Source organism: Methylocystis sp., from assembly GCF_050251305.1.
GTDB lineage: Bacteria > Pseudomonadota > Alphaproteobacteria > Rhizobiales > Beijerinckiaceae > Methylocystis.
On the sequence record NZ_JBFWNB010000004.1, the window covers coordinates 74,173 to 94,253 of the forward strand.

The window sequence follows — 20,081 nt, forward strand, 5'->3', positions numbered from 1 at the left end:
ATGGCGGCGACGAAGCAGAAGAAGGCCGCCGCCGGGCTCGAAGCGGCGCGGTCCGGCCTCGTCAAGGGCGAACGGCTGATTTTCGCCCATGCGCCCGACGGTTTCGACGCCTTCGTCGGCGCCGACCTCGCGCGCGCGCTGGCGCGCGAGGCGGAGGGGCGGGCCGCGGTCTTCGTCCATGTCGCGCGCGACGCCGCACGCTCCTCGGCCTTTCGCGCGGCCTTGCGCTTCGCCAATCCGGACCTCGAAATCCTCGATATTCCCGGGTGGGACTGCCAGCCCTACGACCGGGTGTCGCCGCACGCCGGAATCGTCGCGCGGCGCATGACCGCGCTTTCGCGCCTGACGCGCGCCAAATCCTCGGTCGAACGGCCGCGCGTCGTCGCCACCACGGTCGATTGTCTTCTGCAACGGGTTCCGCCGCACAGGCTGGTCGCCGCCGAAAGCTTCGCCGCCGCGCCGGGCAATGTGGTCAAGCTCGACGAATTGGCGCTCTGGCTCGAGGCGAACGGCTATCTGCGCGCGAGCACGGTGCGCGAGACCGGCGAATATGCGCAGCGCGGCGGCATCGTCGATCTTTATCCGCCGGGCCTCCCGGCGCCGATCCGTCTCGATTTTTTCGGCGACACGCTGGAGTCGATCCGCTCCTTCGATCCCGACACGCAGCGCGCCACGGGCCAGCTCCGCGCGCTCGACCTGACGCCGATGAGCGAACTGCGCCTCACAAGCGAGACGATGCGCCGGTTCCGCCAGTCCTATGCCGCGCGCTTTGGCGGTCAGACGCGCGGCGACGCGCTTTACGAGGCGGTGAGCGAAGGCCGTCGCTTTCATGGCATGGAGCACTGGCTGCCGCTCTTCTACGAGCGGATGGACACGCTGTTCGACTATCTCGGCGACGCGCCCGTCGTGCTCGATCCGCTCGTCGACGACGCAGCTGCGGAGCGGTGCAAGCAGATCGAGGATTATTACGACGCGCGCAAATATGCGCATGACCTCGATCCCGCCGCGTCGAGCTACAAGCCGCTCGAACCGCGCGAACTTTATCTGTCGCTCGAGGAGTGGCGCGGCGCCGTCGCGCAGCGGCCGGCGGCGCAGTTCTCGCCTTTTTCGGCGCATGACGGCGAGAAGGCGATCGACTGCGGCGCGCGGCTCGGCCGCGATTTCGGCCCGGAGCGCAATACGCCCGACGTCAACGTGTTCCAGGCCGCCGCCGACCATGTCCAGGCGCTGCGCGACGCGGGCAGGAAGGTCGTCGTCGCCGGCTGGTCGGACGGCTCCTGCGAGCGCCTTGGCCATGTGCTCGCCGAACATGGCTTGCAGGATCTGCCGCGCGTCGCGTCGCTTCCCCAGGCGTTCGCCCACGCCGTCTCGGTCGCCGTGCTGGGGATCGAGCATGGGTTCGAGACGGACGCCTATGCCGTTTTGGGCGAGCAGGACATTCTTGGCGATCGCTTCGTCCGGCGCCGCCGCCCGCGCAAGCCGAGCGAAAATCTGCTCGGCGAAGTCGCCGCGCTTTCCGCCGGCGATCTCGTCGTGCATGTCGATCACGGCATCGGCCGCTTCGTCGGCCTCGAAACGATCTCGGCGGCCGGCGCGCCGCATGATTGTCTCGAACTCCATTACGCTGGCGGCGACAAGCTCTATCTGCCGGTCGAGAACATTGAACTTCTGACGCGCTACGGCGGCGAGGACGCCGAAGCGCAGCTCGATCGTCTCGGCGGCGCCGGCTGGCAGTCGCGCAAGTCGCGGATGAAGAATCGCATCCGCGAGATGGCGAAGGGGCTGATCGAGATTGCGGCGCAGCGGCAATTGCGCGAAGCGCCGAAGCTCGTCCCGCCGGAAGGCCTCTACGACGAATTCTGCGCGCGCTTTCCCTATGGCGAAACCGAGGATCAGCTCGCCGCCATCGACGCGACGCTCGACGATCTCGCCGTCGGACGCCCGATGGACCGGCTGGTCTGCGGCGACGTCGGCTTCGGAAAGACCGAGGTCGCGCTGCGCGCCGCCTTCTGCGCCGCGATCAACGGCAAGCAGGTGGCCGTCGTCGCGCCGACCACCTTGCTTGCGCGCCAGCATTACAAGACCTTCAGCGAACGCTTCGCCGGTCTGCCGGTGCGCGTCGGAAGGCTCTCGCGCATGGTCGGCGCGGCCGAAGCGCGCCAGACGAAGAAGGACCTCGCCGACGGCCGCGTCGAGATCCTGATCGGCACGCACGCCGTGCTCGGCAAGACGGTGAGTTTCAAGGATCTCGGACTCGTGGTGATCGACGAGGAGCAGCATTTCGGCGTCGGCCATAAGGAGCGGCTGAAGGAATTGCGCGCCGAGGTGCATGTCCTGACGCTCTCGGCGACGCCCATTCCGCGCACGCTGCAGCTCGCCATGACCGGCGTGCGCGAGCTTTCGATCATCGCCACGCCGCCGATCGACCGGCTCGCGGTGCGCAGCTTTGTTTCGCCCTTCGATCCGCTCATCGTCCGCGAAGCGCTGTTGCGCGAACGCTATCGCGGCGGCCAGGCCTTTTTCGTTTGTCCGCGGATCGACGATCTCGAAGAGGCGGCGGCCTTCCTGCGCGAGCATGCGCCCGAGTCGAAATTCGTCATCGCCCACGGTCAGATGAGCGCGAGCGAACTCGAAGACAAGATGTCGGCCTTCTACGACGGCAAATTCGACATTCTGCTTTCGACGACCATCGTCGAGTCGGGCCTCGACATTCCGCGCGCCAATACGCTCATCGTCTGGCGCGCCGACATGTTTGGCCTCGCGCAGCTCTATCAGTTGCGCGGCCGCGTCGGGCGCTCGAAGCTGCGCGCCTATGCGCTGTTCACGACGCCCGCCAATCGGACGATCACGCCGCAGGCGCAAAAGCGGCTCGACGTGCTGCAGTCGCTCGATACGCTCGGCGCGGGATTCCAGCTCGCGAGTCACGATCTCGACATTCGCGGCGCCGGCAATCTGTTGGGCGATGAGCAGTCGGGCCACATCAAGGAGGTGGGCTACGAGCTTTACCAACAGATGCTCGCCGACGCGATCACGCTGCTGAAAGCCGGAATCGAGGAGCCGCAGGAGGAGGCCTGGTCGCCGACGATCGCCATCGGCGCGCCGGTGACGATACCGGAAGACTATGTCGCCGATCTGACGCTGCGCCTGCAGCTCTATCGCCGCCTGTCGACGCTCGAAACGGATCAGGACATCGAGGCGTTCGCCGCCGAGATGATCGACCGTTTCGGCCCGATTCCGCCAGAGGTGGAACAGCTGCTCGAGATCGTCGCGATCAAGGCGCTTTGCCGGCGCGCGCATGTCGAGAAGATCGACGCCGGCCCGAAGGGCGTCATCGTCGCGTTCCGCGAAGACAAATTCGCCAATCCCGCAGGGCTCGTGCGATATGTCGCGGAGCAGGGGACAGGCGCCAAGGTGCGTCCCGACATGCGCGTGGTTTTCATCCGCGAATTCGACGGCATGAAACAGCGCCTCGCCGGCACGCGCCGCATTCTGCGCGCGCTCGTCGACATTGCGGAAAAGAAGGCCGCATAATTTTTTGGCGCCGCATCGGGCGGCCCGCGTTTTTCGCGTCGCGGAATCCACACGGAAAATGCGCCGCATCGCGTCGGGAATCGACGCGCCCGCGTGACGATTCGCCTATCGCCGAACAGCCTGATCTGTGACAAAGTTGCAGACGTTCAATCGCGCCTGGTGCTCGGCTAGGCGCGTCATATGCGCGAAGCTCCAAAACTGATTCATCGCGCTCGCGATGAACGGAGCATTCGCGACAACATCGCCAGGGAGGGCGCCATGACGACGCGAACACAAGCCTCGCGCGGAAAACTGCTTGCGGCGAGCGCCGCCGCTTTGTTCCTCGCAGCCGGACTCTCCGCTGCGCAGGCGCAACAGGCCGGCCCCGACCACGGCGGCATGGACCATAGCAAAATGGACCATAGCAAGATGGACCATGGCGGCGCGAACGCCCCGACGCAATGGGCGGACCCCGGCAAATCGGAGACGAACGCCGCCGAATCCGGCAAGCCCGAAGAGCAGAAGAGCGAAGCGGGCAAGGCGGATGAAGGTCATGCGGGCCATCATGGCGGCATGGGTGGAATGGGCGGCATGATGGGCGGCATGTCCGGAATGGGCCATGGCGGCGGCGACCAGGGCGGCGGCATGGGACACGGCGGCGGCATGGGCGGCATGGAACACGGCGGCGGCGGCATGGGCGGCATGGGCGGAATGAGCCATGGCGGCGGCAAAGACGGCGGCGGCATGGGCGGCATGTCGCATTCCGGCGGCGGAATGATGAAGAAGATGGTCTGCGGCTTTGCCGAACATCTCGATGGGCGTCTCGCCTATCTCAAGGCGGAATTGAAGCTGACCGACACGCAAACAGGGCCGTGGAACGCCTTTGAGGAAGCGTGGCGCGCCGTTGCGCAAAAGGCCAATCAAAAATGCGACGCGACCGACACGCGCATGGATCACTCCAAGGCGGAAGTGCTGAATCAGCTCAGCATGATGGAGACCCATATGGCCGACCATCTCGAGATCGTTCGCGCGCAGAAGGCGGCCATCGAGTCGCTCTTCACCGCCTTGAGCGAAGAGCAGAGGAAGATCGCCAATGCGACGCTGACAGGGATCATGAAGGTCGGCAAGTCGATGAGCGACATGATGGGCGGCGGCATGGGCGGCATGGGCGGCGGCATGAGCGGCATGATGGGCGGCATGGGTGGAATGGGCGGCATGCAGCACTGATCCGCGCGCAGAATCGTCCCGGCTGGCGACAGGCCGGCCGGGATGCATTTGGATGAATGGCTTTGCAGATCTAATTGGCGGATGCGATTGGCGCGCGGCGCGCGTCGCCGGTCGTTCTATTCCACCGATCGTTCTATTCCACCGAGTATTCGCGCATCATGCCCGCATCCTCATGTTCGAGGTTGTGGCAGTGATACATGAAGCGGCCCTTGAAATCGCCGAACCGCTTGACGATCCGCACGCGTTCGCCCGGCGCGACGAGCACCGTGTCCTTTAGGCCGCTGTCGATGAAACCGTCGCGGACGGAAGCGTAGGCGTCCTCGTCGCCCTCGAAGCTGCGTTCGATAATCTCGAACTGCTGGCCATGCAGATGGATGGGATGCGCCATCGACATCATGCGCATCATGCCCATGCCGCCGCCGCCCATGCCGCCGCCGCCCATGCCCATGCCGCCCATGCGGCCGCGCATCATGCCGCCGCCCATTCCCCCGCGCATGCCCCCGCCCATGCCCATTCCGCCGCCCATGCCCCCGTGCTCATGATAAATTTCGATGAGCTGCGTGGTGTCGACCGGAATGCGTTCGAAGGGCAGCAGATCGTCGTCGCCATAAGGTCGCCCGTTCAGGAGCATTGACATATGCGCCATGGTGATCGCGATCGGAATTGGTTGATCTGGATTGGCGACCTGTTCCTTTCGGAAATGCTCGATCTTCGAGAGCTTCTCCGGTAGCCTCCAGGAGTCGTTTGAGGCCTCCGTCACCTTGGCCGTAAACAGCGGGAATTCCTCCCCGATCGCCAGGTCGCTTCCCATCATGCGCTGCGCCATGGGCGGAACGAGGCCGTAGAATTCGCCGCTCAGCATCGTCAGTTTCGAACCTTGCGGACGGCCGCTGAAATCGACGAGGAGATCGACGCGCTCGGCGGGCGCGAGCATCACATAGGGCCGCTTTTCCGGCCGCTCCAGCAGTCCGCCGTCGACGCCGATGACGGTCAGTGGCGTCGAATCGTCCCAGCACAGCTTGTAGATGCGGGCGTTGGAGCCGTTGAGGATCCGAAGACGATAGGCGCGACTGGCGACGTCGAGCGCGAAATTGCATCGTCCGTTGACCAGCGCGCGGTCGCCGTAAAAGCCGAACATGCTCGTATGCATGTCGCCGCCATAGGCAAGCTGGTTGTCGCGGTCGAACGAGCGATCCTGGATGACCAGCGGAATTTCGAATGCGCTGGATGGCAGGCCGAGCGCCCGCTCCTCAGCGTCGTCGACGATGATTGCGCCGGCAAGGCCGCGATAGACCTGAGTCGCCGTCTTTTCATGCGTGTGCGGATGGTAGAAATACATGCCGGCGCGGTTGCGGATTTCGAATTCGTAGACATAGGTTTCGCCGGGATCGATCGCCGCCGTCGGATGGCCGTCCATCAGCATCGGCACATGCAGGCCGTGCCAATGCGTGATCGTCTCTTCCGGCAATTCATTTCGCAGCCGAATGCGGACCTTCTGTCCTTTCGAGAAGCGCAGCAGCGGGCCGAGATAAGAATCGGGCGACGCCGTCACGGCGTTTGGCGGGCCCTTGATGAGATTGCCCGAATAGCGCCAGACGCGCGTCGGCGCGCCGGTCAGGATCGACGCCTCGTCGCGCCTGCAGATCAAATCGAGGTCGACGTCCGGATCAAAGGCGTCTGACGCCCGATTGGGCGCGATGCGGCGCATCGCATGGCCTTCGGCATAGGCCGAGGCTCCGATCGCCGCCGCTCCGACGCCAAGCAGAAACCCTCGCCGCGACAACGGTCGGAAGCGCTCCATTAATCCTCCCCCGAGCGGCGTTCGAGCGCCGCTTAAATTAGAGGTCTCTTATATATGCGCAGTCTTGCCATTGATAACTGCGGCAAAACGCGTCATCGTTTTGTGGGGGCGCGTTTTCGTTTAAAGGCGGCTATAATTTCGAAAGTGGCGCGGCCCGATCACCGACACAGTTCGACTGTGCAAGCAGCGGCGGCGCTGGAGCGCGGCTTTCCTTCGCTATGAACGACAGCAGCGGACAATCCGTCCCTAACGTGACCTTGGCCTTGGATTACCTTCGGCGCCGCCGTGGCGTCGTCGCGCGCCCGCGCTTTCTCGCGTTTCTCCTCCTGTGCCTGCTGGCGCATCTGTTGGTTCTCGCCTTCCTGCTGTGGCAGGACTGGCGCTTCGCGCGCGAAGCGCCCGCCGTCGTTGAGGAAATCCCGGTCGAGGTGATCGCCGAGCCGCCTCCGCCCGAGCAGGAACAACCGCCTGCGCCAGAGCCCGAGCCGGAGAAGCCGCCGGAGCAGCAGAAGCAGCAGAAGCCGCCGCACCCGCCGCCGCTCGAGGACGAAAAGCCCGCCTTCGACGCCCCCGAGGCCGAGAGCAAGACCAAGTCCGACGTCAACGCGCCGGAGGAGAAGGAGCTCAAGACGCCGAAGAACGAGGCCGAGAAGGAAAATGTCACGCCCAAGGACGAGAAGCCTCAGGGCATGAAGGAGGCCGAGGACGAAGAGGGGAAGGCCAAGGCGCCGGAAGAGGCCAAGGAGACCCCGCTCGAAGACAAGAGCGACGCCGAGATCATCGAGCAGGCCGAGCCGGAAAAGAAGCCGGAGGAGAAGCCCGACCCGAACGAGAAAGGGTCGGTCAAGAAGGGCGAGGCCAATTCGATCGCCGATCAGCTCGCGGCGCTTGCGCCGATTCCGGACTATAAGCTCGCGGCGCCGCGCAAATTTTCTCCGGTCGGCGGCGGCCGCGCGAAGACGACCTATCTGACGATTCTCTACGGCATGATCATGCCGCATATGCGCATTCCGCCGCGCGTGCGCGGAAGCAGGGCGATCGGCAGGGGGGCGGTCGTATTCTACATCGATGAGAGGGGCAATCTCACCCATCAGGCCGTGCAACAGCCGAGCGGCGCGCCCGATCTCGACGCCGCCGCGCTCGCGGCGGTGCGCCGCGCCGCGCCATTCCCGCCGCCGCCGCGCGGACTGCCGCATTCGATGTTGTTCAGCTACGCGACGAAGTAGCGCTTGCGGCTTGCGTGGCGCGCTTGCCTACGCCAGCGCGATCGCCGAGACGAGCCGCCCATAGTCGGGCTCGCGGCGATGAACGCTGCGCCGGTAGCTGAAGCAGCGCGCTTCATCGGCGTAAGTGTCGACGTTGAGGTCTTCGAAGGAGGCTACGTCCAGCGCCTCGACGCGGGAGGCGATAAAGCCCGGCAGATTGAAGGTCGCGTGGCCGTCGCGGTCGGTCGGCGCAAAGAAGCGGGCGAAAGAGGCGTCCGCGTCGCGAAACCGCGCGACAAATTCCGGACCGACCTCATAGCTCATTGCGCCGATCGCCGGGCCGAGCGCGACATGGATGTCGGCGCGGCGCGCGCCATGCGCCTCCATTTCCCCGACCGTCGCTTCGATGACGCCGCCGAGTGCGCCCTTCCAGCCGGCGTGACAGGCGCCGATGACGCGCGCCTTCGGATCGGCGAAGAGCAGCATGCCGCAGTCGGCGCCGGTGACGCCGAGCGCGAGCGAAACTTCGGTCGTGACCACGCCGTCGCAGCGCGGCCGCGCCTCGGCGTCCCACGGTTCGCGCACGGCGCGCGCCTCTGCGGAATGGATCTGAAATGGCACCAGCAGGCGCTCGGCGTCGACCCCGAGCCGCGCTGCCATGCGGGCGCGATTCTCCTGGACGCTCGGCGGGGCGTCGCGCGAACCGACGCCGCCGTTCAGCGATGCGTAGACGCCTTCGGAGACGCCGCCCGCGCGGGTGAAAAAAGCGTGGCGCAGGTTCGGCAGATTGAGATTTTTCGCGGTGAGCGCAGGCGTTTCGGACGTCATCACGTCGATATTACACGAAAAATCCCGGCAGGTCGGGCATCTCGGGATGCGTGACCGCCATCACTTTGAACAGGCCGCCCATCTGATGACGCGCGTTGTCGATCCCGGTGAGGCGTTCAAAGGCGTCGACGATCGCCTGCGCCTGTTCGGGCGTGGCTTTTTTCGACAAGGTCTCGGCGCGGCGTTCAATGCCAAGCTGCAGCAGAAAATCGGTTTGCGTCACCGGGCCCATCACCTTGGCGCCGCATGCGGCGGCGGCGCGCGCCAGAGCCGCGAAATCGACATGAGCGGTCAGATCCGCCTCTCCAGGCGCCGCCAGCGGATCGACATAGGCGTGGCGGGACACCGCCTGAAGACTGTCGCCGAGCGACGTCTGCTCATAGCCGTAGTCGATCAGCAGCAGCGCGCCGCCTTCGGCGACAAGCCTCGTGGCGATGTCGGCCATGAGCTTTTGCGCCGCGACGTTGACTTCGATGATCGACCCTTCGCGCGCCTGAACGTTGAGCGCCGTTTCGATCTGATCCGACAGTCCGAAGGCGAGTTCGCCTTCGGCGTCGAGCCCGACGAGTTGCTCGCGCCAGCCACTGGCGCTCTTGACATAGTGCCTGACCGGCAGCGCGTCGAAAAACTCATTGGCGATGATGAAAGCCGGTCCGGGCGGCGTTTCGGAGAAATCCGAATGCCACTGCGCCGGCTTTGCGGCTCTGGCGAGCGTCTGGCGTTGCGCCTCGCGCAGCGTCGGACTGGTCTCGACAAGATGCACGGTCACGGCCGAATAGAAGTTCGGCGCGATCGGCGTCACGCGCAGCACATCCGACATCAGCGTGCCGCGGCCGGGACCGAGCTCCACGAGCCGGGCCTCGTCCGGCGCGCCCGCCCCGCGCCAGGCTTCGGTGACCCAAACGCCGAGCAATTCGCCGAACATCTGGCTGATCTCCGGCGCGGTGACGAAATCTCCGCCGGCGCCGAAAGGATCGCGCGTCATGTAATAGCCGTAGCGCGGATGGCTCAGGCACAGCGACATGTAACGTTCGAGCGACATGGGGCCGTCGTGCGCGATCGTCTCGATGATTTCTTTCTTCAAGGCGCTCATGCCGTCGCGCTCCTTGGGCGCAGCGCGAACATGATCGCCGCCGCGCCTAGCAAAACAACCGGCGCGGACAGGACCATGCCCATGGTCAATCCATTGGGAAGCGCTTCCTGCACCGGATCGGGTTCTCGAAAAAACTCGCAGAAAATCCGCGCCAATCCATAGCCGACGCCGAACAGGCCGGTGACGAGTCCCGGATGCTTCAACGCGCCGTGACGCGCCGCGAACCATAATAGGAGGCCGAGCGCGACGCCTTCGAGGCCGGCTTCATAAAGCTGGCTCGGATGGCGCGGGATCTCGCCTGCGCCTGGAAACGCCATCGCCCAGGGCGCGTCGGATTCGCGCCCCCACATCTCGGGCTTGATGAAATTGGCGAGGCGGCCGAAGAAAATGCCGATGGGCGCGACGGCCGCGCAAATGTCGCTCACGGTCAGCAGCGGCATCGCGCTGCGCCGGGCGTAAAGCGCCATGCCGATCATTGCGCCGACAAGTCCGCCGTGAAAAGCCATGCCGCCTTTCCATGTCTGCAGGATTTCGAGCGGATGCGCGAAATAGAAAGCCGGATCATAGATCAGCACATGGCCGAGGCGCCCGCCGATGATGACGCCGAAAGCGACGAAGACCAGCAGATCGTCGAGCGACTCGCGGGTGGGCCGCGGCTGGCCGCGCCGCCACAGCGCGTCGTTCGCGACGAGCGCGCGCATGCCGAGCCAGCCGAAAATGAAGCCGCCGATATAGGCCAGCGCATACCACCGCAGCGGGACCGGCCCGATGTTGACGACGACAGGATCGACCACTGGAAAGGGAAGGACGAAAATGGGCATTCACCAGGTCCGGGCGCGGGCGCGGGTTTCGAACCTACACGCCCTGGCTGTCTTTTACCCGCCGGCCCTGCAGATGTCATGTCCCGGGGGCGGCCCTTCCAATCACGCGCGCGCCGAAATACCCGCGCGCCAAGTCACGCCGCCATCTTCTGCGGCATGAACCGCCCGTAAAAGGTCTCGCCCTTCGCCGCCATGTCGCGCAGCAGTTGCGGCGGCTCGAAGCGCGGTCCGTATTTCGCGGCGAGTTTGTCGCAGAGCGCGACGAAGGCTTTGGCGCCCATGCCGTCGATGTAGGAGATGACGCCGCCCGTGAAGGGCGCGAAGCCGAAGCCGAGGATGGAGCCGACATCGGCTTCGCGCGGATCGGTGACGACGCCGTCCGCCATGACGCGCGCCGCCTCCACCGCCTGAGTCACGAGAAAGCGCTGCTTCATTTCGGCGACGTCGAGCGTGTCGGGATCGCGTTCATTCTGCGCCAGGGCCGAAAGGCCGGGCCACAGGCTTTTCGTTCCATTGGCGTGATAGTCGTAGAAGCCCTTGCCGTTCTTGCGGCCGAAGCGGCCGTTTTCCTCGACCATGAAATGCAGGACGCGCTCCTGCGCAGGATCGACGGAGGCTTCGCCGAGATCCTTCTTCGTCGCCTGCAGGATTTTCCATCCGAGGTCGAGCGCGACTTCGTCATTGAGCGACAGCGGCCCGACCGGCATGCCCGCCATGCGGGCGACATTTTCGATCATCGCCGGCGGCACGCCGTCGACGAGCATGATCTGTCCTTCGCGAACGTAGTTGAGCACGCAGCGATTGGCGAAGAAGCCGCGCGAATCGTTGACGACGATCGGCGTCTTCTTGATGATGCGGACGAAATCGAGCGCGGTCGCCAGCGCGCGGTCGCCGGTCTTCGCGCCCAGGATCACTTCGACGAGCAGCATCTTCTCGACGGGCGAGAAGAAATGGATTCCGATGAAGTTTTCGGGCTTCTGCGCAGTCTCCGCGAGCGAGGTGATCGGCAGCGTCGACGTGTTCGATGCGAAGATCGCGTCGCCGCCAACGACGTCCTGCGCGCGCTTGGTGACTTCGGCTTTGACGGCGCGATCCTCGAACACCGCTTCGAGCACGAGATCGCATCCTTTGAGCGCGCCGTAATCGGCGGTGGCGACGACGCGCGCCATCAGCGCGTCCTTGTCGGCCGCCGTCGCGCGCCCCTTGCTGACGGAGCCAGACATCAGCTTGTCGATCGTCGCCAGACCCTTGTCGGCGCTCTCCTGATCGCGGTCGACGAGAACGACTTCGAGGCCGTTCAGCGCGCTGACATAGCCGACGCCGGCGCCCATGAAGCCCGCGCCGATGACGCCGATCTTCTTGAGATCGGTCGGGCCGACGTCCTTGGGGCGATGCGCGCCCTTGTCCAATTCATTCTTTGAGAGAAACAGCGAGCGGATCATCGCCGCCGCTTCCTTCGAGCGCAGGATATGCGCGAACCAGCGCGACTCGACGGTCAGCGCCTGTTCCATCGGCAATTGCAGCCCTTCATAGACGGCGTGCAATATGGCCTTGGCGGCGGGATAATTGTCGTATGTTTCGCGACGGTAGATGGCGTTGGCGGCGGGCCAGATCATCATGCCCGTGGGCGAGAACACGCGGCCGGAAGGATTTTTGAACTCCTTGACGTCCCATGGCGCCTGCGCCTTGCCGCCCTTGACGATGAAGGCGCGGGCGCGGTCCACGATCTCCGCCTTCGGCGCAATCTCATGCACGAGCTTCGCGCCGAGCGCCGCTTTGGGCTTGAGCTGATCGCCTCTGAACAGGAATTGCAGCGCGTCGCCCGTCTGCATGATGCGCGACACGCGCTGCGTGCCGCCGGCGCCGGGAAACAGCCCGACTTTGATTTCCGGGAGACCGACCTTGGTTTTGTCGTCATCCGCCATCACGCGATAGTGGCAGGCGAGCGCGAGTTCGAAGGCGCCGCCGAGACAGACGCCGTGGATGGCGACGGCGAAAGGTTTGCCGCAGGTCTCCAGCTTGCGATAGAGCAGCGACAGCCGGCGCGAGAATTCGAAGAACAGCGTGTTCGCCGCTTCTTCGCCTTGCTCTTTCAGCGCCTTGGCGTATTGCGCGGCGCCATGCTGCAGCATGGTGAGATCGGCGCCGCCGGAGAAGGCGTTCTTGCCCGACGCGATGACGCAGCCCTTGACGTCGGGGTCGGCGACCACCGCGTCGATGATCTGCTCCAGCTCGTCCATCACGTCCGGCGTGATGACGTTCATCGTGCGCTCGGGCATGTCCCAGGTCGCAAGCGCGACGCCGTCGGCGCCGGTCTCGAAGCGGAAATTGACGAGGTTCATAAGTTCGCCTCCAAAAGATCTTGCGCCATTTTGAACCTCGCCTTTAGAGACGCCCGTTGTGCGCGCGCCTCAGAACAAGGTTCAAAACGTTGCCCCGCCCTGAGGCGCGAGCGATAGCTCGCGTCTCGAAGGACGGGGACATGTTGCAACCCTCACACCCGCTCCACGATCGTCGCCGTGCCCATGCCGGCGCCGATGCAGAGCGTGACGAGCGCGGTCGATTTTCCCGTGCGCTCCAACTCATCGATCGCGGTTCCCATCAGCATGGCGCCGGTCGCGCCGAGCGGATGGCCCATGGCGATGGCGCCGCCGTTGACGTTGACCTTGGCGGGATCGAGTTCGAAGGCCTCGAGATAGCGCAGCACGACGGCGGCGAAGGCTTCGTTGACTTCGAACAAATCGATGTCGGCGACGCTCATGCCGGCGCGGTGAAGCACTTTCTTCGTCACGTCGACCGGTCCGGTCAGCATCAGCGCCGGCTCAGAGCCGATATTGGCGTAGGCGCGAATTTTGACGCGGGGTTTGAGGCCGTGTTTCTCGCCCGCCTCCTTCGAACCGACGAGCACCGCCGCCGCGCCATCGACAATGCCCGACGAATTGCCGGCGTGGTGCACATAGTTCAGCTTCTCGATTTCGGGATGCGCCTGAATGGCGACCGCATCGAAGCCGCCCTGTTCGGCGTAAAAGGCGAAGGACGGCTTCAACGCCGCGAGCGCCTGCATATCGGTGCCGGGCCGCATATGCTCGTCGCGGTCGAGCAGCGTAATGCCGTTGACGTCCTTCACCGGAACGATCGAATGTGTGAAGCGGCCGTCTTCCCACGCTTTCGCCGCGCGCTTTTGCGACTCGACGGCATAGGCGTCGACATCGTCGCGCGAAAAGCCGTATTTCGTCGCGATGAGATCGGCCGACACGCCCTGCGGCATGAAGTAGGAAGGAATGGCGATCGTCGGATCGACGGGCCAGGCGCCGCCGGAGGCGCCGATGCCGACGCGGCTCATGCTCTCGACGCCGCCGCCGATCGTAAGATCGTGCTGGCCGGACATCACTTCGCCGGCGGCGAAATTCACCGAATCCAGGCCGGACGCGCAGAAGCGGTTGATCTGCACGCCGGGGACTTTGTACGAATAGCCCGACGAAATCGCCGCCGCGCGGGCGATGTCGCCGCCGGCTTCGCCCACGGGATCGACGCAGCCGAGGATGACGTCGTCGACCTCTGGACCTTCGAGCGCGTTGCGCTCGCGGATCGCCTGCAGGGCGGTGACGGCGAGGCCGAGCGAGGAGACCTCATGCAGCGAACCATCCGGCTTGCCGCGGCCGCGCGGCGTGCGGACTGCGTCGTAGATGAATGCGTCGGGCATCAAGCGTGTCCTCTCTACAATCCTTCCGGCGAGCGCCTAAAACATTTCCTCCGGCAGCGACATCATCGTGTCGGCGCCCGTTGAAATGCGCGTCAGGCGCAGGCTCGTTTCGGGCAGCATCCTCTCCATGTAGAAGCGCGCCGTGAGAAGTTTGGCGTCCATGCGGGCCGCCTCATGGGGCTCTTGCGACTTCTTCTCCATCGCCGCCTGGGCGATCCTCACCCAGACCACGCCGAGCGCGACGCGGCCAAAGAGATGCATATAGTCGTAGGAGGCGGCGCCGGCGTTGTCGGGCTTTGTCATCGCGTTCTGCATCAGCCACATCGTCGCCTTTTGCAGATCGTCGAGCGCCGCCTTGACCGGCGCGGCGAAGACCTTCATCGCCTCATCGGATAAGAGCGGCGTCAGGAGTTCTGTCGTGTCCTTGAAATAGGCCATGATCGCCCGGCCGCCGTCGCGCGGCAGCTTGCGGCCGACGAGATCCAGCGCCTGGATGCCATTGGCGCCCTCATAGATCATGCTGATGCGCGCGTCGCGCACGAACTGCTCCATGCCCCATTCGCGAATATAGCCGTGACCGCCGAACACCTGCTGGGCCTTCACGGCGTTTTCGAAGCCTACGTCGGTGAGCACGCCCTTGAGCACGGGGGTCAGCAGACCGAGCCGATCTTCCGCCGCCTGGCGCGACGCGGCGTCGTCCGAACGGTGCGCGATGTCGCTGTCGAGCGCGGCCGACAGCGCAAAGCCGCGCGCCGCTTCGTTGAACGCCTTGATCTCGAGCAGCATCCGCCGCACGTCCGGATGCACGATGATCGGGTCGGCGGGCTTGCTGGGATCCTTCGGGCCCAAAAGCGCCCGGCCTTGCAGACGCTCCTTGGCGTATTGCGCCGCGTTCTGATAGGCGACCTCGGAGAGCGCGAGGCCTTGCATGGCGACGCCGAGCCGCGCCTCGTTCATCATCACGAACATCGCGTTCAGTCCGCGATTGGCTTCGCCGACGAGAAAGCCTTGCGCGCCGTCGTAATTCATGACGCAAGTGGCGTTGCCGTGGATGCCCATCTTTTCTTCGATGGAGCCGCAGCTCACGCCGTTGCGCGGCCCGAGCGCGCCGTCGCCGTCGACGAGAAACTTCGGCACGATGAACAGCGAAATGCCCTTCACGCCGGCGGGCGCGCCCTCGATGCGCGCGAGCACGAGATGCACGATGTTCTCGGTCAGATCATGCTCGCCGGCGGAGATGAAAATCTTCTGTCCGGTGATCGAGTAGGAGCCGTCGTCGCGCGGCGTCGCCTTGGTCGTCAGCAGGCCGAGATCCGTGCCGCATTGCGGCTCGGTCAGGTTCATCGTCCCCGACCAGCGGCCTTCCGTCATTTTCGGCGCATAGAGACTTTTCTGCGCGTCATCGCCGTGACGCAAAAGAGCGGCGAGCGCGCCCTGCGTGAGGCCAGGATACATCGCCAGGGACATATTGGCCGACGAGGCGAATTCGTTCATCGCCATCGACAGCGTATAGGGCAGGCCCTGTCCGCCATATGCCTCGGGCACGGCCAGGCCGATCCAACCCCCCTGAACGAAAGCGTCATGCGCCTCCTTGAAGCCCGGCGGGGTGGACACGGAGCCGTCGTCGTGGCGCACGCAGCCCTTTTCGTCGCCCGACTGATTGAGCGGCGCGAGCGCCTCTTCGCAGATCTTTCCCGCCTCCAGGAGGATTTGCGACATGACGTCCGGGGTCACGTCCGCGAAGCCTGGGAGATTGCCGAAACGCTGAAAATTCAAGACGTCGTTCAAGAGGAAGAGGGTGTCGTCCACAGGCGCCTTGTAGTTCGGCATCAACACCTCCTACTTGCAGGCGGCGCCCGGCCGGCGCCGTCGCATCGCGATTCTCTTGGGCTGCGTCATAGGTAGAGAGGCGCCGCCGCGGGCGCAAGCGACGCTCACGTGACGCGCGGGACCGCGACGCCCGCTATAGAGCGGTTTCTTAACGGCTTCTTTACCCTGGTCGGCGGAAAGTCGCCGCAATCGGCGGAGCGCCGACGGTCGCGCGCGATTCGCGCGTTCGCGTTGGTTCACCGCGTTTTTTCCCAAATTTCCACGGGCCACTCCCGCCGGACACCACATGAGCAAGGCGAAATTTCCTGATCAGGGTCGTTCGGATTCCGGGACGCGCGCGGAGACGCGCGAGTCGGGACGCGCGGCGCAAGGCCATGCAGGGGAGACATCGTCCGAAGATGCGCAGCGGCGCGACGCCGGCGGCGCGCGCACAGACGACGCCTCCGAGGCGCGCGAGCGCAAGAACGACCTCGATTCGATCTGGCGGTCGATCGCCGAACTCTCGAAACGGCGCGTCGATGGCCAGCTCGGGGAACAGCCCTCCGCAAACGCTCGGCCGATCCGCAGCGCGCTGGCGGAGCTTGAATCGCGACTGGGCCGGCCGCCGAGCGAGGATCGCCGCGCGAAGGCCGCCAAGAAGCTGAACGACCTCGATCAGCATCTCGCCGGCGTTTCGCAACGACTGGACGAACGCGAGGCGCGCGGCGATGCGTCCGCGCGGCGTCCGCTTCTCGACGCGATCGCGGAACTCCGCCGAAGCCAGCGCACGCGCGATGACGCCGGCGTCGGTTCGGAGCCGGTTTCCGAGTTTCGCTTCGGCGATCTGCAGCGCGCCATCGACTCGGTTGCGCAGCGTTTGGACAGTTTCAGCGAGGACGCCGCCGAACGCGGCGACCAGCAGCTCGTGATGATGCGACAGATCGAAAATGTCCGGCGCGAAATCCGAGACATGACGCAAGCGATCGGCGAACTCGCGCCGCGCGCCTCTGTGGCCGCCGTCGAAACGGCGATGGATGATCTGCGCGAGCGCATCGAGCTCCAGCGCGATCGCGGCGCTTCCGACGAGGCGCTTGCGCCCGCCGAGCGAATGATCGGCGAATTGCGCGCCACGATCGAAGATCTCGATCCGACGCCGATCGTGCGCAATCTTCGTTCGGACGTCGAAACCATCGGCATCCGGCTGGAGAAGCTGCAGACCGGAGACGTCGCCAATACGGCGGCCGTGCGCGACCTCGCGCGCGATACGCATGACATCAGGGAGCAGCTGACGGCGCTCATAGCGCGGCCGCTGCCGCTCGAGCGGATCGAAACCCGCATCATTGACGTCGCGCAGCGCGTTGACGCACTGACGCTCTCGCATGGCGCGTCCGGCGCGGAACTTGGCGAAGTCGTCAAGACGATCCGCGCTATCGTGGCGACAGAAACCGGGAAGGGGTTCGAGACCTTCAACAAGCGGCTCGAGCGGCTCGCGCGCAAGCTCGACGAAGTCGTCGAACAATCTGCGGCGGCGCGGTTCGACGAAATCGGCGCGCGCATCGACGAACTCGGCAAGACGCTCGTCCAGCGCATCGATCGCGGCGCGGCGAATGTGGCGCCGCTTGAATCGCTCATCGCGTCGCTCGCCAAGAAGATCGATTCAGCATTGGAGCGCGGGGATCAGGCTGCGGCGTTCGAGGAGATCGGCCGCAGGTTCGACCTTCTCGATAGCCGCGTCGCGGCGCGCGCGTCGACCGAGTCTCTGGCGCGCATCGAAGCGCTTCTCGCCGAACAGGACGCCGAGCGTCATTTCGCCGATCTGACGCGGCATATCGATGAGCTTCGCCAAACGATCGCCGCGCAGACGGAACGCGTCGCCGAAGCGGACGACGCCAAACGTATCGCCGCCATCGAAGATCTCATCTGCGGTCTCGACAGGAAGGTCGGCGCGGCGATCGCCGCCGACGCAAGGAGCCTCGATCTGAAGGCGGTCGAGCGTCAACTTGCGCAGCTTTCCTTCAAGATTGACCGGCTCGACGATCCGTTCGCCGCGCCGAGGCTCAACGACCAGAATTCCAGAATCGACGAGATCGCGGAGCGACTCGATCGCATGCATGCCGCCTTCGCGCAGAGCGTGGAAGAGGGCGCCGAGAAACGAGACGGCGAGCTGACGGCGCTCGTCGAGACGCTCGCCGACCGTTTGAACCTTTTGGTTGGCCCCACGGCCGGGTCCGACGGCCTGAAGGCGCTCGAAACGCAGATCGACGCCTTGGCGCTGCGGCTTGAGCGGATCGATGCGGGCAAAAGCGCGCCTGTCGACTTCGACTCGAAGATGAACGACCTCCTGGCGCGCCTGGAGGACACGCGATCAGAAGCGACGCAGGCCGCGGGAGCGGCGGTCCGCGCGGTGGCCTCCGACATTCTCGGTCAGGCGGCGAGCATTCAGCCGGGGGCGGTTCGCGCCGCTCTGCAACGCGAGTTGAGCGAATTTCGCAAGACGCAGGACGCAAACGGCCAGCGCACGAATGAGACTCTGTCGGCGCTTCAGCGCACGCTTGAGCGGGTCGTCGATCGGCTCGACGGCGGCGACGATCAATCGAACGAAACGCGTGGCGTGGCGCCGCAAGCCGAGCCGCATACGACGGCCGGCGCCGGAATCAATGTTCCTGGCGAGGGCGCCGAAGCGCCGATCGTCAGCGCGTCGCAAGCGGATCAGAGCGGCGCGCTCGCGCTCGTCGATCCGATGGAGTTTTTGCTGCCGGTCGGCGAACGGCGCGAGCCCTTCATCGCGCCGCCGGGCGTGGAGCTCGACCAAGCTGGGGGCCGCAGCTCGGTCCAGTCCGACTTCATCGCCGCGGCGCGGCGCGCGGCGCGCCCGGCCGCCGTCTCCGACGCTTCGGCGGCTGACGCAGAAGGCGCGTCCGGAACGCCTGACGACGCGCCGCCGGGCGGCGCCGTGGTAAAATTCACCGCCGTTCTTCACGACCGAAAGCGTCCGCTGCTGCTGGGTCTCGGCGCCGTGATGCTGCTGATCGGGGCCTATCAGGTTGCGCGGCTCGGGGTTCAGAACGGTCTGACGGTTGCGCCGTCGCTCAACCAGCAGGAGGCCAGGGCGCCGGCCAAAGCGGTTCGACCGACGCGGGCGCCCGAAAGCAAGCTCGCGTCGAAGCGCGCGCCATCGCAGAAGATCGCAGATCTTCCTGCGACGGGCGAGACGGGCGCGCGGCCGCCGCGGGCTGAAACGTCGCCGCCGGCGTCCGCAGCGCCGTCGGTCGCCGCGCGCAGCATCGATCCGACGCCGACAGGAACCATCGAGGCGCCGCCGCTGTCGCCCGGCGACGCTCTGGCGACGATCAAGCTGTTGGCCGTCGAGGGCGATCCGGGTGCCCAATATGAACTGGGCGCGCGTTTCTCTGAGGGACGCGGCGCGCCGCGCGACGCCAAGGCCGCCGCCCATTGGTTCGAAAAGGCCGCCGAGACCGGCCTGGCGCCCGCGCAATACCGGCTTGGCTCAATCTATGAGCGCGGCCTTGGCGTCGCGCGCGACTACGCCCGCGCTAGGCTGTGGTACGAGCGCGCGGCCGAGGCGGGCAATGCGCGCGCGATGCATAACTACGCCGTGCTGCTCGCCGAAGGCGGCGACGGCAAGCCGGATTACGCCGGCTCCGCGGAGTGGTTCCGCCGGGCTGCTGAATTCGGTGTTCGCGACAGCCAGTTCAACCTCGCCATCCTGTACGCCCGCGGTCTTGGCGTCAGCCGCGACCTGCAGCAGTCCTACGCCTGGTTTTCGGCCGCCGCAGCACAGGGCGACGAAGACGCGGCCAAAAAGCGCGATGAGATCGGGGCGCGTCTCGACTCGAAGGAGCTTGCCGCCGCCAAGGCGCTGGCCGCCGCGTTCCGCGCCAAAGCGCCGGCGCCCGAGGCGAATGACGCGCCGCCGCTGAAGACGGACCGCGGCGCGGGCGCAAGACGGCAGACCCCGGAACCGGCGCCGGTCAAGCCGACGACCAAGCAGCCTTCCGGCAAGCCGAAGGTGTCCAACTCTTAAGCTTCGCCGCGCAGGCCTTTAACGATTCGTGTACGGGAT

At 65.6% G+C, this 20,081-nt stretch carries 11 protein-coding genes; 4 read left to right on the plus strand and 7 right to left on the minus strand.

All coding sequences use genetic code 11. The features are described from left to right. Together mfd and AB7F41_RS02640 are read left to right on the plus strand one after the other, a co-directional pair. Positions 1–3,531, plus strand: a complete 3,531-nt coding sequence (gene mfd, locus AB7F41_RS02635; protein ID WP_428380148.1) for a transcription-repair coupling factor — start codon at positions 1–3, stop codon at positions 3,529–3,531. Positions 3,532–3,789: 258 nt separating this feature from the next. Continuing rightward, a complete protein-coding gene (locus AB7F41_RS02640) occupies positions 3,790–4,737 on the plus strand; it encodes a Spy/CpxP family protein refolding chaperone (protein WP_428380147.1) in 948 nt (315 codons plus the stop codon). Positions 4,738–4,870: 133 nt separating this feature from the next. On the opposite strand, the gene AB7F41_RS02645 is transcribed toward AB7F41_RS02640, so the two are convergent. Then, a complete protein-coding gene (locus AB7F41_RS02645) occupies positions 4,871–6,538 on the minus strand; it encodes a multicopper oxidase family protein (RefSeq protein ID WP_428380145.1) in 1,668 nt (555 codons plus the stop codon). A gap of 251 nt (positions 6,539–6,789) precedes the next feature. On the opposite strand from AB7F41_RS02645, the gene AB7F41_RS02650 reads away from it, so the two are divergent. Next, the gene (locus tag AB7F41_RS02650) at positions 6,790–7,764 is read left to right on the plus strand and encodes a TonB family protein (protein WP_428380144.1); all 975 of its coding nucleotides are present in this window, start codon (positions 6,790–6,792) and stop codon (positions 7,762–7,764) included. A 27-nt stretch (positions 7,765–7,791) separates the two neighbouring features. Here AB7F41_RS02650 and AB7F41_RS02655 read toward each other — a convergent pair whose 3' ends face one another. The 6 genes from AB7F41_RS02655 to AB7F41_RS02680 all read right to left on the minus strand — a co-directional run bounded on the left by AB7F41_RS02655 (position 7,792) and on the right by AB7F41_RS02680 (position 16,018). Next, entirely contained in the window at positions 7,792–8,571 is a 780-nt protein-coding gene (locus AB7F41_RS02655) for a polyphenol oxidase family protein (RefSeq protein WP_428380143.1), read from the minus strand. Between the two features lie 10 nt (positions 8,572–8,581). After that, a complete protein-coding gene (locus AB7F41_RS02660; RefSeq protein ID WP_428380141.1) occupies positions 8,582–9,664 on the minus strand; it encodes a class I SAM-dependent methyltransferase in 1,083 nt (360 codons plus the stop codon). Then, positions 9,661–10,485 carry a prolipoprotein diacylglyceryl transferase gene (lgt, locus tag AB7F41_RS02665; RefSeq protein ID WP_428380140.1) on the minus strand — a complete coding sequence of 275 codons (825 nt, stop codon included), beginning with the start codon at positions 10,483–10,485 and terminating at the stop codon, positions 9,661–9,663. Before lgt ends, AB7F41_RS02660 begins: the two co-directional genes overlap by 4 nt. A 134-nt stretch (positions 10,486–10,619) precedes the next feature. Beyond that, complete coding sequence (locus AB7F41_RS02670; protein ID WP_428380138.1) at positions 10,620–12,827, minus strand: 3-hydroxyacyl-CoA dehydrogenase NAD-binding domain-containing protein; 2,208 nt, start codon at positions 12,825–12,827, stop codon at positions 10,620–10,622. A 152-nt stretch (positions 12,828–12,979) separates the two neighbouring features. Then, positions 12,980–14,188 carry an acetyl-CoA C-acetyltransferase gene (locus AB7F41_RS02675; RefSeq protein WP_428380136.1) on the minus strand — a complete coding sequence of 403 codons (1,209 nt, stop codon included), beginning with the start codon at positions 14,186–14,188 and terminating at the stop codon, positions 12,980–12,982. Between the two features lie 36 nt (positions 14,189–14,224). Then, positions 14,225–16,018 carry an acyl-CoA dehydrogenase C-terminal domain-containing protein gene (locus AB7F41_RS02680; RefSeq protein WP_428380134.1) on the minus strand — a complete coding sequence of 598 codons (1,794 nt, stop codon included), beginning with the start codon at positions 16,016–16,018 and terminating at the stop codon, positions 14,225–14,227. 286 nt (positions 16,019–16,304) lie between these two features. Here AB7F41_RS02680 and AB7F41_RS02685 point away from each other — a divergent pair, with 286 nt between their 5' ends. Further along, positions 16,305–20,042: a peptidoglycan-binding protein gene (locus tag AB7F41_RS02685; protein WP_428380133.1), complete on the plus strand. Its 3,738-nt coding sequence runs from the start codon at positions 16,305–16,307 to the stop codon at positions 20,040–20,042. Positions 20,043–20,081: the final 39 nt, after the last annotated feature.

Excerpts from the sequence above, each read along its gene's own strand:
- AB7F41_RS02655 (WP_428380143.1), bottom strand. The coding sequence starts at position 8,571 with ATGACGTCCGAAACGCCTGCGCTCACCGCGAAAAATCTCAATCTGCCG.
- AB7F41_RS02640 (WP_428380147.1), top strand. The coding sequence starts at position 3,790 with ATGACGACGCGAACACAAGCCTCGCGCGGAAAACTGCTTGCGGCGAGC.
- AB7F41_RS02680 (WP_428380134.1), bottom strand. The coding sequence starts at position 16,018 with ATGCCGAACTACAAGGCGCCTGTGGACGACACCCTCTTCCTCTTGAAC.
- mfd (WP_428380148.1), top strand. The coding sequence starts at position 1 with ATGGCGGCGACGAAGCAGAAGAAGGCCGCCGCCGGGCTCGAAGCGGCG.
- AB7F41_RS02670 (WP_428380138.1), bottom strand. The coding sequence starts at position 12,827 with ATGAACCTCGTCAATTTCCGCTTCGAGACCGGCGCCGACGGCGTCGCG.
- AB7F41_RS02660 (WP_428380141.1), bottom strand. The coding sequence starts at position 9,664 with ATGAGCGCCTTGAAGAAAGAAATCATCGAGACGATCGCGCACGACGGC.
- AB7F41_RS02675 (WP_428380136.1), bottom strand. The coding sequence starts at position 14,188 with ATGCCCGACGCATTCATCTACGACGCAGTCCGCACGCCGCGCGGCCGC.
- lgt (WP_428380140.1), bottom strand. The coding sequence starts at position 10,485 with ATGCCCATTTTCGTCCTTCCCTTTCCAGTGGTCGATCCTGTCGTCGTC.
- AB7F41_RS02645 (WP_428380145.1), bottom strand. The coding sequence starts at position 6,538 with ATGGAGCGCTTCCGACCGTTGTCGCGGCGAGGGTTTCTGCTTGGCGTC.
- AB7F41_RS02685 (WP_428380133.1), top strand. The coding sequence starts at position 16,305 with ATGAGCAAGGCGAAATTTCCTGATCAGGGTCGTTCGGATTCCGGGACG.